This is a genomic window from Halomonas hibernica (assembly GCF_013183775.1).
Classification (GTDB): Bacteria; Pseudomonadota; Gammaproteobacteria; order Pseudomonadales; family Halomonadaceae; genus Vreelandella; species Vreelandella citrativorans.
In genome coordinates, this window is record NZ_VIFN01000002.1 from 45,001 (window position 1) to 56,818 (window position 11,818).

Annotated in this window: 9 protein-coding genes; 2 read left to right on the top strand and 7 right to left on the bottom strand. The window is 58.0% G+C overall.

All coding sequences use genetic code 11. The features are described 5' to 3' along the window. Nucleotides 1–48: 48 nt before the first annotated feature. From FKN99_RS04555 to glyA, 5 genes are read right to left on the bottom strand one after another with little or no spacing between them, the layout of a single operon-like run. A complete protein-coding gene (locus FKN99_RS04555; RefSeq protein ID WP_172116812.1) occupies nt 49–696 on the bottom strand; it encodes a sarcosine oxidase subunit gamma in 648 nt (215 codons plus the stop codon). Beyond that, nucleotides 689–3,742, bottom strand: coding sequence for a sarcosine oxidase subunit alpha family protein (locus FKN99_RS04560; protein ID WP_172116813.1), 3,054 nt, complete (start codon nt 3,740–3,742; stop codon nt 689–691). The genes FKN99_RS04555 and FKN99_RS04560 overlap by 8 nt, the downstream gene beginning before the upstream one ends. Further along, on the bottom strand, nt 3,739–4,128 hold the full coding sequence (locus tag FKN99_RS04565; protein WP_172116814.1) for a sarcosine oxidase subunit delta: 390 nt from the start codon (nt 4,126–4,128) through the stop codon (nt 3,739–3,741). The genes FKN99_RS04560 and FKN99_RS04565 overlap by 4 nt, the downstream gene beginning before the upstream one ends. Before the next feature lie 12 nt (nt 4,129–4,140). Next, nucleotides 4,141–5,391 carry a sarcosine oxidase subunit beta family protein gene (locus FKN99_RS04570; protein ID WP_172116815.1) on the bottom strand — a complete coding sequence of 417 codons (1,251 nt, stop codon included), beginning with the start codon at nt 5,389–5,391 and terminating at the stop codon, nt 4,141–4,143. A gap of 46 nt (nt 5,392–5,437) precedes the next feature. Next, nucleotides 5,438–6,766, bottom strand: a complete 1,329-nt coding sequence (glyA, locus tag FKN99_RS04575) for a serine hydroxymethyltransferase (protein ID WP_172116816.1) — start codon at nt 6,764–6,766, stop codon at nt 5,438–5,440. Nucleotides 6,767–7,203: 437 nt separating this feature from the next. Between glyA and fdhA the strand changes: the two genes are divergently transcribed. Next, nucleotides 7,204–8,391 (top strand): formaldehyde dehydrogenase, glutathione-independent, encoded by a 1,188-nt coding sequence (gene fdhA / locus FKN99_RS04580; RefSeq protein WP_172116817.1) that lies wholly within the window; start codon nt 7,204–7,206, stop codon nt 8,389–8,391. Nucleotides 8,392–8,568: 177 nt separating this feature from the next. Here the strand turns inward: fdhA and FKN99_RS04585 are convergent, their stop codons facing one another. Beyond that, nucleotides 8,569–9,675: a hybrid-cluster NAD(P)-dependent oxidoreductase gene (locus tag FKN99_RS04585; protein WP_172116818.1), complete on the bottom strand. Its 1,107-nt coding sequence runs from the start codon at nt 9,673–9,675 to the stop codon at nt 8,569–8,571. A gap of 368 nt (nt 9,676–10,043) precedes the next feature. Between FKN99_RS04585 and FKN99_RS04590 the strand changes: the two genes are divergently transcribed. After that, nucleotides 10,044–11,330: an aromatic ring-hydroxylating oxygenase subunit alpha gene (locus FKN99_RS04590; RefSeq protein ID WP_172116819.1), complete on the top strand. Its 1,287-nt coding sequence runs from the start codon at nt 10,044–10,046 to the stop codon at nt 11,328–11,330. Between the two features lie 98 nt (nt 11,331–11,428). Here the strand turns inward: FKN99_RS04590 and FKN99_RS04595 are convergent, their stop codons facing one another. Further along, a complete protein-coding gene (locus FKN99_RS04595) occupies nt 11,429–11,662 on the bottom strand; it encodes a hypothetical protein (protein ID WP_172116820.1) in 234 nt (77 codons plus the stop codon). Nucleotides 11,663–11,818: the final 156 nt, after the last annotated feature.

Below are 11,818 nucleotides of genomic sequence, written 5' to 3' on the forward strand. Positions count from 1 at the left end.
GCTTGATCAGCAGTCAGGGCAGGCCGGTGGTGCCGGCCTGCCGGCTTATTATTGTGTATCGATACCATATTCCGCCGAGGCGTCGAGCAACCAGCGGTAGCAGTAGTCGGCAAAGCTGCGGCGCACCACCAATTCCCAGTGTGTCTCGGAAGGGCGGCGCAAAACCACGGTGGCCTTGGCAAACATGGTGGTTACCCCCTTGCCCACGGTAAATGTGCTGGGATGTACGTCATAGGAGATCGACTTCATCAGCACCTCGCGGGCGTTGTCGCCGCTTAGCGTTAGCACTGTCTGGCCGCCGCTTGCATTGACGATGCTCACGTGGGCATCGCCCAAGACCTGGCGCAGCGCACTTTCTAGCGCGCCCTCTTCGCCACCCGGCACAATCACTAGCCATTCGTCGGGCGAGAGCCACTGGATAGTACGCTCGCCGCTATCGTCGTGTTCCAGAGCATTGGGCTTGGCCGGTAGGCTCATGCCCAGCGTGGCGCGAACCGCTTCATCGAGCACGATGGCCCCGCCGCGCAGCACTAGGTGGCCCAGCAGTGCTTTTTCACGCAGGACAACGCCTGCCTGACCGTTAGTGCGGGGCACCGGGTGCTGCTGGTAGCTCCACGCCAGAGGAGATTCGACCTGCGGATTGCCGTCGGGCACGGTGTTGAACTCGCAAACGTTAGGTACACTCGCGTTAGACATGCTGGCGCTCTCCTTTCGGGTCGATGAAGACAGGGCTTACGATTTCAGCTTCATGCACTGTGCCATCGGTCATGGGAATATAGACGGTCTGCCCCATCCGCTCGTGACCACCCATTACCACGGCAAGGGCAAAGCCGTGTTTGAGCGAGGCGCTGTAGTAACTCGACGTTACGTGCCCCTTCATGTCCATAGGGATCGACTGCTTGCCGTCAAAGACGACCTGGGCGCCTTCCTCCAATACCACGCTTGGGTCTTTGGGTTTCAGGCCGACAAACTGCTTGCGGTCCGTACGGCGGGTATCGGGGCGTGACAGGGCGCGCTTGCCGATCCACGGGAAGGGCTTGTCGTAGCCGATAGCCCACTGCATCCCAAGATCTTCCGGCGTCACCGAGCCGTCGGTGTCCTGGCCGACAATAATCAGGCCTTTTTCCGCACGTAGGACGTGCATGGTTTCGGTGCCGTAAGGCGTCAGGTTGTACTTTTTACCGTGCTCGAAAAGCTTCTTCCAGACGTGCATGGCGTAGTTGGCTTGCACGTTGATCTCGAACGCCAGCTCGCCGGTGAACGAAATGCGGAAGATGCGCGCGGGCACCTCGGCGACCGTGGCATCGCGCCAATCCATGAACTTGAAGTTCTCTTTATCAAGATTCATGTCGGTCAGCTCGGACAAAAGCTTGCGGGCGTCCGGGCCGGTCACGGTCATGGTTGCCCAGTGGTCGGTCACCGAGTTGAAGTAGACCTGAAGCTCCGGCCACTCGGTCTGGTGCCACAATTCTAGCCACTCGAGCACGCCTGCCGCGCCGCCGGTGGTGGTGGTCATCAGGAAGTGGTTATCACCCAGGCAACTGGTGGTACCATCATCCATCAGCATGCCGTCGTCTTTACACATCAGGCCGTAACGCACGCGGCCAGGGGCGAGCTGGGCCCACTTGTTGGTATAGACGCGACCCAGGAACTCGCGGGCATCCGGGCCTTGAATATCGATCTTGCCAAGCGTCGAGGCATCCAGAATGCCCACGCCTTCGCGCACCGCCAGGCACTCGCGGTTGACTGCATCGTGCATGGTTTCTTTCTTGCCATTCACGGTGCGGGGGAAGTACCACGGGCGTTTCCACTGGCCGACATCCTCGAACTCGGCGCCGTTTTCCACGTGCCACTGGTGCAGCGCGGTGTAGCGCTCAGGGTCAAACAGCTCGCCGCAGTGACGGCCAACGATGGCGCCAAAGGTCACCGGCGTATAGTTGGGCCGGAACACGGTGGTGCCTACTTCGGGAATCGAGCGTTTCAGGCAGCGTGCAGCAATCGCCATGCCGTTGATGTTGCCAAGCTTCCCTTGGTCGGTACCAAAGCCCAGCGCGGTGTAGCGCTTGACGTGCTCAATGGATTCAAAGCCTTCGCGGGTGGCAAGCTCAATACCCGCCGCGGTGACATCGTTTTGCAGGTCAACAAACTGCTTGGGCGCGCGTAGGGCGCTCTTTTCATGCGGCACTTGATAAAGCGCGCAGGAAGGCGCATCACGCCGCGCTCGCGTGGCGGGCAGGGCAGCTTCCTCGGCGCTGTTAAAGCCGCACTCCAGCGCTGCCTGACACCCAATGCGAGCGCCATCGGCAAGCGTTTCGCCGAGGGCATAATAGCCCGCCACGCCGCCAGCCGACTGCATGCCCTTGACCGTGCCGGGCACAAAACCTAATAGCTCTTCGTCCCATGCCGGGCGTGTGCCGGTGTGTGAGGAGAGGTGGATCACCGGGCTATAGCCGCCGGAGGTGGCGATGGTATCGCACTCAAGCTCTTCGGCTTTGCCGGTCACCACGAAACGCTCAAGATCAACGGCCGAGACGCGTGCGCCGGTAACACGCTGATTACCGCGTGCTTCGATGACGGCACTGCCAGTGATCACGCGAATACCGCTGTCGCGTGCCTGGCGAACCAGGTCGCCATCAGGGTTGGCGCGGGCATCGACAATGGCGACGACCTTACGTCCGGCTTCTTTCCAGTCGAGAGCTGCGCGGTAAGCGTGGTCGTTGCTGGTGGAAAGCACCAGGCTGTTGCCGGGCACCACCGCGTAGCGGCGAATATAGTTGGAAACGGCGCCTGCGAGCATGGTGCCCGGCAAGTCGTTGTTGGCGTACACCAAGGGGCGTTCGTGGGCGCCGCTGGCCAGCACCACTTGGCGGGCGCGCACGCGGTGAAGACGCGCACGTGATTCACCGGGGAAGCCCGCTTCACGGGCGGTATCGGCCATATGCTCGGTACGCCGCTCGTGCAGCGTGACAAAGTTGTGGTCGTGATAGCCGTTGGCGGTGGTGCGTGGCAGCAGCGTCACGTTATCCATCGCGCCAAGCTCTTTTACTGTTTGCTCAACCCAGCGCGTCGCTGAAACGCCATCCAGGGTTTCGCGGCTATCCAGTAGCGAGCCGCCCATCTCTTCCTGTTCATCACACAGGATCACACGCGCACCGGAACGCGCACCGGAACGCGCGGCAGAAAGCGCCGCGGCAAGCCCCGCTGGGCCCGCGCCGATCACCATCACATCGCAGTGGTGATGCATGTGATCATAAATGTCCGGATCGGACTCGGTCGGTGCACGACCTAGCCCCGCGCCCATGCGGATATACTTCTCATAGGTCATCCACATTGAGGCAGGGGCCATAAAGGTCTTGTAGTAGAACCCTGGCGGCATAAAACCACCGCCCAGCTTGCCTACCCAGCTCATTACGTCACGCTGAACGTTGGGCCAACCATTGGTACTGCGCGCCACCAGGCCGTTGTACAGGCCCTGCTGGGTAGCGCGGACGTTGGGCACTTGGGTGTCATCCTTGGCGCCCAACTGAACGACGGCATTGGGCTCTTCGGCACCGGCGGCGACAATGCCGCGAGCGCGTGAATACTTGAAGCTACGGTTGACGATATTCACGCCGTTGGCGAGCAGTGCCGAAGCGAGCGTGTCGCCTTTCAGACCCTGGTAACGCTGACCGTTAAAGGTGAATTCAAGCACTTGGGAACGATCGACACGCCCACCGGCATCAATACGATTTTTCTGGGTCATGACGAGGCCTCCTCATTCAGTGCTTTGTTTTCAGGCCGTGCGCCCACGGTCTGCCAGCCGCCATCGGCCACCTGACCACCTTGTTCGTGACGAGCATCGGGCGTTGCCGCCGTAATGCTTGGCTGCTCACCCATGGGGTAGGTTTCGAGAATTTCGTAGGTCACCGTATTGCGGGTGATATTGAAGAACTTGCGACAGCCCACCGAGTGCACCCACATTTCGTGGTGAATGCCGCGCGGGTTGTTGCGGAAGAACAGGTAGTCACCCCACTCCTCGTCGCTGGTGTTGTCCGGGTCGGAAGGGCGCATCAAGTGGGCCTGGCCGCGAGGGTGGAACTCCTCTTCCTCGCGGTGCTCCTTGCAGTAGGGGCAGAAGATATAAAACATGATGGGCTCTCCTCAGTGCGCCACGCCAGCGGCGCCGTGTTCATCAATCAGCGCACCGGTATTGAAACGGTCGATGGAAAAAGGCGCAGCGATGGGGTGCATTTCACCCTTGGCCAGGCTTGCGGCGAAAACATGCCCGGAGCCGGGGGTTGCCTTGAAGCCACCAGTGCCCCAGCCACAGTTAAAATACAGACCTTTAACCTTCGTTTTGGACAGGATCGGGCAAGCATCCGGGCAGGTATCGACGATGCCGCCCCACTGGCGGTTCATACGCACCCGAGAGAACATCGGGAACATCTCGACGATGGCCTGAAGGGTGTGCTCGATGGTCGAGTAGCTGCCGCGCTGGCCGTAACCGACGTAGCCGTTGATGCCCGCCCCGATGACCAGGTCGCCCTTGTCGGACTGGCTGATGTAGCCGTGAACATGGTTGGACATGGTGACGGTATTGAGGACCGGCTTGAGCGGCTCGGACACTAATGCTTGCAGCGGATGGGATTCCAACGGCAGCTTGATGCCCGCCATGTTAGCCAATATGCCGGAGTTGCCCGCCGCCACGCAGCCCACGGTGTTGGCTTCGATATCACCGCGGTTGGTGTGGACGCCCAGCACCTTGCCATCGCGAATCTTGAAGCCGGTGACTTCGGTATTTTGTAGAAGATCCACGCCGAGAGCATCGGCACCACGCGCATAGCCCCAGGCCACCGCATCGTGGCGCGCCACGCCGGCACTCTTCTGCCAGGAAGCGCCCATGATCGGGTAGCGGGCGCGGCTGGAAATATCCAGTTGAGGCTCGATCTCCTTGATCTGTTGCGGAGTGACTACCTCGCTGTCGATACCGTTCAAACGGTTAGCGTGAACGCGGCGCTGAATATCACGCATGTCCTGCAGGGTGTGGCCCAGATTGAGCACACCGCGCTGGGAAAACATCACGTTGTAGTTTAAATCCTGGGAGAGGCCCTTCCACAGATCCAGTGAGTGGTTGTAAAGCCGCCCTGATTCATCCCATAGATAGTTAGAGCGTACGATGGTGGTATTACGTGCGGTGTTGCCGCCGCCCAGCCAGCCCTTTTCAACCACGGCGACATTCTTGATGCCGAACTCTTTCGCCAGGTAGTAAGCAGTGGCTAGCCCGTGACCGCCACCACCGACAATGATGACGTCGTAGCGTTTCTTGGGCTCAGGGTTGCGCCACTGGCGCTCCCAGTTCTCGTGATGTCCAAGCGCATGTTTGACCAGTCCGAAGCCGGAATAACGTTGCATAAAGTTTCTCCTTGATCGGCTCCGCGGAGCCGGCTGGCGGCTATCGTCAGGCGATTGAGGCGCTATCGGCTACGTGCTCACTGGTGGTTCGGGCTTGGCCATATACCGGGTAGTGGGCACACAGGTCGGCGACGTTTTCGCGTACCTGGTTTTCTACGTCAGTGGTGTCCTGCTGGTCGGCCAGTACGTCAAGAATGTCGCAAATCCAGCCTGCCAGGTGCTCACAGTCTGCCTCAACCATTCCGCGGGTGGTTACCGCCGGAGTGCCAATGCGCAGGCCCGAGGTAACGAAGGGGCTTTGCGGGTCGTTGGGCACGGTGTTCTTGTTGACCGTGATATGCGCGCGCCCAAGAGCTGCGTCGGCATCTTTACCGGTAATGCCCTGTTTGATCAGCGAGACCAGGAACAGGTGATCGTCGGTACCACCGGAAACCACATCAAAACCACGCTCAACGAAGACGCGCGCCATTGCACGGGCGTTGGCGATAACCTGACGCTGGTAGTTAACGAAGTCCTGGTTCATGGCCTCTTTGAACGCCACCGCTTTGGCCGCGATCACATGCATCAGCGGGCCGCCCTGCTGGCCGGGGAATACCGCGCCATTGAGCTTCTTGTAAAGCGTCTCGTCGCCATCGGCAGAGAGAATCAGGCCGCCGCGCGGGCCGCGCAGTGTCTTGTGGGTCGTGGTCGTCACGACATGGGCATAGGGCAGCGGACTCGGGTAGAGACCAGCAGCTACCAGACCCGCTACGTGGGCCATATCGACCATCAGATAGGCGCCGACTTCATCGGCGATGTTACGGAAACGGCGCCAGTCGACCACGCGTGAATAGGCCGAGAAACCCGCAATGATCATTTTCGGCTTATGCTCTCGCGCCAGCCGCTCTACTTCGTCGTAGTCGATTTCGCCGGTGCCTTCGACCAGGCCGTACTGGATAGCGTTGTAGTGCTTGCCCGAGAAGTTGGGGGCTGCACCGTGGGTCAGGTGGCCGCCGTGGGCCAGGCTCATACCCAGAATAGTGTCGCCAGGACTTACCAGCGCCATGAATACCGCCGCATTGGCCTGAGCGCCGGAATGGGGCTGCACGTTGGCATAGTTGGCACCAAACAGGCTGCAAGCCCGCTCGATAGCTAGTGCTTCCACCTTGTCGACGAATTCACAGCCGCCGTAATAGCGCTTACCGGGATAGCCTTCGGCGTACTTGTTAGTCAACTGGGTGCCTTGCGCTTCCATCACCAGCTTGCTGGTGTAGTTCTCAGAGGCGATCAGTTCGATGTGGGCTTCTTGACGCGCTGTCTCTTCAGCGATTGCCGAGGCAAGGGCCGTGTCGTAGTTGGCCAAGCGGGCTTCGGGAGAAAAGTTATTGTGAGTCATCTGGGTCTCCAGGCTAGTCGCTTATATTCGGTCTGGGAGTTTGTTAGCGTCAGGAATGGCATCACCATTAACGCTATCGTGCCGCGATAGTATCGCTGGGCTTGCCCCCCAAGATGCTTACCGACGTCACCGCTCGGCGTATTTGCGACATCGACGTGAATTTTTTATGGGCCTTTATAAGGCGTCGCTCATTTATTGCTCGACGTCGTTTATAAGTAATTGCGGGTAGGCCGGGTGCGTCATGCTGCGGCAACAGGCTAATCTTTAATTGGCCTGCTGATCAGGAAGCGTTTCTCGAAAGCGCTTCACATACGCCAGCTCGATTTAAAATAATGATGCCAGCGCAGTTGTTGGAGTGGCCCTTGATAGCGTCCTTGAGACCGCTCTCTGAGAAAACCTCTTGAGACTGCGCCAGCACCCGGAAGAGAGGATTTCGCATGTCCAACAATCGTGGTGTTGTTTATATCGGTGACGGTAAAGTCGAAGTTCAGGATATCGCCTACCCGAAAATGGAAACGCCCCATGGCAAGCCCATTGATCACGGTGTCATTCTGAAAGTAGTGTCCACGAATATTTGCGGCTCCGACCAGCACATGGTGCGCGGACGCACCACGGCGCCTACCGGTATGGTGCTGGGGCACGAGATCACCGGTGAGGTGATCGAAAAAGGCAAGGGCGTCGAGTTTCTAAACATTGGCGATATCGTATCCGTTCCCTTCAACGTCGCTTGCGGCCGCTGCCGCACCTGTAAAGAGGGCCACACCGGTCTTTGCCTGCATGTTAACGATGACCGAGCGGGCGGTGCCTACGGCTATGTTGATATGGGTGGCTGGGTGGGCGGTCAGGCGCACTACGTAATGGTGCCCTACGCTGACTTCAACCTGCTCAAGTTCCCGGACCGTGATCAGGCCATGAGCCAGATTCGCGATCTAACCATGTTGAGCGATATTCTTCCGACCGGTTTCCACGGTGCCTTGAAAGCGGGCGTTGGTGCGGGTTCCACCGTGTACGTAGCGGGCGCAGGCCCTGTAGGGCTGGCCGCTGCCGCCTCGGCACGCCTGTTAGGCGCAGCGGTAGTGATGATTGGCGATTTCAACAAGGATCGCCTGGAGCACGCCCGCAAGATGGGCTTTGTACCGATTGATCTAAGCAAGCATGACCGTTTGGGCGAGATGATTGCCGCAGTGGTCGGCGAGCCTAGTGTGGACAGCGCCATTGATGCGGTGGGCTTTGAAGCGATCGGGCATGGCGGTAAAGAACAGCCGGCAGTGGTGCTTAACCAGATGATGGAAGTCACTCGCGAAGGCGGTTCTATCGGCATTCCTGGTCTATACGTAACGGAAGATCCGGGTGCGACCGAGAAAGCTGCACAAACTGGTAGCCTGAGCCTGCGCTTTGGCCAGGGCTGGGCCAAGGGGCTCTCGTTCCATACCGGCCAGACGCCGGTAGTGCAGTACAACCGCCAGCTGATGCAGGCCATTCTGCACGGGCGTTTGAACATTGCCGAGATCGTCAACGCTCAGGTTATCTCGTTGGAAGATGCGCCAACAGGTTACGAGCAGTTCGATGCAGGCGTGGCCAGCAAGTTCGTGCTTGATCCGCATGGATTGCTTGGCGCTGCCTGATTAAGCGCTAAAAGAAGCGGGTAACCAACGCTAATAACGCTCATGGCTACGTGCCATGGGCGTTTTTTTGTGTCCGCTTAGGGCGAGTTAGGGCGAGTGTATGGCACAAAAAACGGATACCGAGGGGCTCAGTATCCGTTTTGGGGTTGGGCTAGTGGTGAATGAGGGGCTACCGCATTAGAAATCGACCACCAGGTCACCTTTCGGTTTGCTGCAGCAGGACAGGATGTAACCCTCTTCAATATCTTCGTCGGTGATACCGCCGTTATGCTCCATTTCCACCTCGCCAGATTTCAGCTCCACTCGGCAGGTGCCGCAGATGCCCATACCGCAAGCCTTGGGAATATGCAGCCCCAGCTTGGCGGCTGCGGCGTGAACCGTTTCGCCTGCTTGTATACGTACACTTTTGTTCGACTGGGCAAATTCGATGTTGATCAGTTCTTCAGGCTCTGCTAACTCGGCTTCCACTTCGGCCTGCTCGGCAAGCTCCAGGACGTCTTCCTGAACGTCAACCGGCGTCGCGCCAAACAGCTCTTCATGGTAGTGGTCCATGTTGTAGTTGTTGGCGCGCAAAATCGCTTTGATGGCATTCATATACGGTACGGGGCCGCAACAGAAGATCTCCCGCTCAAGGAAATCCGGTGCCATCAGCTCAAGCATGGGCTGGGTTAGAAAGCCGCGGTAGCCAGCCCACGCCTCGCCGATATCGTCTTTCTTCTCACACACGATATGGAGCTTGAATTCGGGTATACGCGAGAACATGTGCACCAGCTCGCGATGGAAAATGACATCGCGCGGGGCGCGAGCGCTGTGGATGAACTCCACATCGACGTTGGCGTTGGTATCGAAGAACCAGCGCGTCATCGACATTAGCGGTGTGATGCCTACACCACCTGAGAGAAACAGCACCTTTTCGGCAGGAAAGTCGATGGAGTTGAAGTTGCCCACCGGGCCATGGACCACCAGCTCGTCGCCGACCTTTAAATTGGCATGCAGCCAGTTGGAGACCTGGCCTCCCGGCACCTGTTTGACCGTGATTGAAAAGCTGTAAGGCACGGAGGGAGAGCTTGAAATCGTATAGGAGCGCATAACGGGCTGATTATCGATTTCGAGCTCTAGTGTCACAAATTGGCCCGGCTTGAAGAAGAACATTACCGGCTGTTCAGCCATAAAGCAGAACGTGCGAACGTCCCAGGTTTCCTGAATGATCTTGACGCACCGCACATGGTGGCGGCCGTTGGTCCAGGTTTGGGTCGTGACGGGATTAAAGAAGTTCGTTGTCATCGTCGTCTCAATATGGCCGTGCTATCGCGTTGCCTTCACCGGCCCGTCCTGTCTGCACGGTCCAGCACCATTAACCTGCATTCTGGGTACGCGCTTTATGACCAGCTTGCCTGTTAGCGACACGCACTTACCTTGCGGCACCTTCTGCCTATCAAAAATCTCCGCCCACGTCGTCGCCACGCCACATAGTGTCGTGGGCAGACAATTGAAAGCAAATGGCGTGGACCACAATCCATCAACAAGTAGCAAGCGCTGCGCGCTTCACACAATCGCCAGGTTCAGCAACTTAACAACAACACAATTACGTTTGGTTAATGACTCTGTCGCCACCCTGGGTAAGGGAGGCGGTATTTAAAAGGATATCTGGTATGAACAAGACAATGGATGACACACTCAACGGCCCTCTGGCTGCCATGCGTGAAGCGACGGTTGATATGCTGCAGTCCCGCGCGCACGCGTTTTCGCTACCCCAGCCGTTCTATAACGACGCCCGCTTGTTTGCGCTCGACATGCAGGAAGTCTTTGAAAAAGAGTGGTTATTCGCAGGGATGACCTGCGAGATCCCAGCCAAGGGCAACTTTATGACCTTGGAAATCGGTAATAATCCCGTTGTGATTGTGCGTGGCGGTGAAGGCCAGATTCATGCTTTTCATAACGTATGTCGCCATCGTGGCTCACGGCTGTGCACCAAGGACAAAGGAAAAGTCGCTAAACTGGTATGCCCCTACCATCAGTGGACTTACGAGCTTGACGGCCGCTTGCTGTTTGCCGGAAGCGACATGGGTACGGACTTCGACCTTAACCAGTTCGGGCTGAAGCCGGTTAGTGTGCGCACGGCGGGGGGCTTTGTATTTATTAATTTGAGCGATAACCCGCCCGCCATCGACGATTTCCTGGTGACGCTTGAGCACTACCTTGAGCCGTACCAGATGGATAACGTCAAGGTCGCTGTAGAGTCGAGTATTATTGAGCAGGCCAACTGGAAGCTGGTCATCGAGAATAACCGTGAGTGTTATCACTGTAATGGTGCGCACCCAGAGCTTTTGAACTCGCTAATCGAGTTTGACGATACCGAAGACCCGCGCGCGACGGACAAATATAAAGACCTGGTGACCCGCAAGCAGGCCGATTGGAACGGCGAGCAGGTACCCTGGCAGCTCAAACGCTTTGGCAAGCGCAACCGCGTGACTCGCACACCGCTACTTGATGGCGTGGTGTCCATGACCATGGATGGCAAGCCGGCCTGCAACAAGTTGATGGGCCGGTTGACCAGCCCGGACATGGGTTCGCTACGCATTCTGCACCTGCCCAACTCCTGGAACCACTTCATGGGCGACCATGCCGTCGTGTTCCGTGTATTGCCGCTTGGCCCGCAGAAAACCATGGTCACGACCAAGTGGCTGGTGCACAAGGACGCGGTAGAGGGCGTGGATTACGACCCGGAAAACATGCGTCGCGTGTGGGATGCCACCAACGATCAGGATCGCCAGCTGGCGGAAGAGAATCAGCGCGGTATCAACTCCAAGGCCTACCAGCCCGGCCCCTATTCACCAACCTACGAGTTTGGCGTCATCGACTTTATTGATTGGTACTCCGAGCGCATGCTCAGCAATCTGGGAAGCGATAGCGTATCGCTGCAGTTGGCGCAGGGCTAACAGCACGCTGATGATGGGCTGGCCCGCTTTGGCGGGCCAGCCTGCGTTTAGCAATTGCCAATCCGTTCATCAACGCATTAATCAATCAGCTCATGCCCTTACTCAAAGGGCAGAAAACGCTCAATAGCGTGGCGCACCGAGGGCAGCAGAATGTCCTGTTGATCCATAAGCTTGTGCACCAACGTTGGCAGCTCGGTAACCTCCTGCTTGCGATGGGCCTCAGCGGCGATTTGAGCACATGTATCGGGGTCGGCGTTCTCTGGAATATCGATACCCAGCGCGGTCAGCTGTGCCCGAAAATCATCACCATCAATCAGTTCGACAATCATCATGACGGCATCCTCTCTTGTGTTGGTTGTTGGTCTGTCAGTGTACCTATAAATCGGCTGGCAATAGCGCTGGCAACGCGGCAATAGCTATGCCGGGGTCGGTTTTGAATAACTGGGCAAGTGAGTATCGCCTAAAAATTTAAACGCCCTATCCGCCAC

Excerpts from the sequence above, each read along its gene's own strand:
- FKN99_RS04585 (WP_172116818.1), bottom strand. The coding sequence starts at position 9,675 with ATGACAACGAACTTCTTTAATCCCGTCACGACCCAAACCTGGACCAAC.
- FKN99_RS04590 (WP_172116819.1), top strand. The coding sequence starts at position 10,044 with ATGAACAAGACAATGGATGACACACTCAACGGCCCTCTGGCTGCCATG.
- FKN99_RS04565 (WP_172116814.1), bottom strand. The coding sequence starts at position 4,128 with ATGTTTTATATCTTCTGCCCCTACTGCAAGGAGCACCGCGAGGAAGAG.
- FKN99_RS04595 (WP_172116820.1), bottom strand. The coding sequence starts at position 11,662 with ATGATGATTGTCGAACTGATTGATGGTGATGATTTTCGGGCACAGCTG.
- FKN99_RS04570 (WP_172116815.1), bottom strand. The coding sequence starts at position 5,391 with ATGCAACGTTATTCCGGCTTCGGACTGGTCAAACATGCGCTTGGACAT.
- FKN99_RS04560 (WP_172116813.1), bottom strand. The coding sequence starts at position 3,742 with ATGACCCAGAAAAATCGTATTGATGCCGGTGGGCGTGTCGATCGTTCC.
- glyA (WP_172116816.1), bottom strand. The coding sequence starts at position 6,766 with ATGACTCACAATAACTTTTCTCCCGAAGCCCGCTTGGCCAACTACGAC.
- FKN99_RS04555 (WP_172116812.1), bottom strand. The coding sequence starts at position 696 with ATGTCTAACGCGAGTGTACCTAACGTTTGCGAGTTCAACACCGTGCCC.
- fdhA (WP_172116817.1), top strand. The coding sequence starts at position 7,204 with ATGTCCAACAATCGTGGTGTTGTTTATATCGGTGACGGTAAAGTCGAA.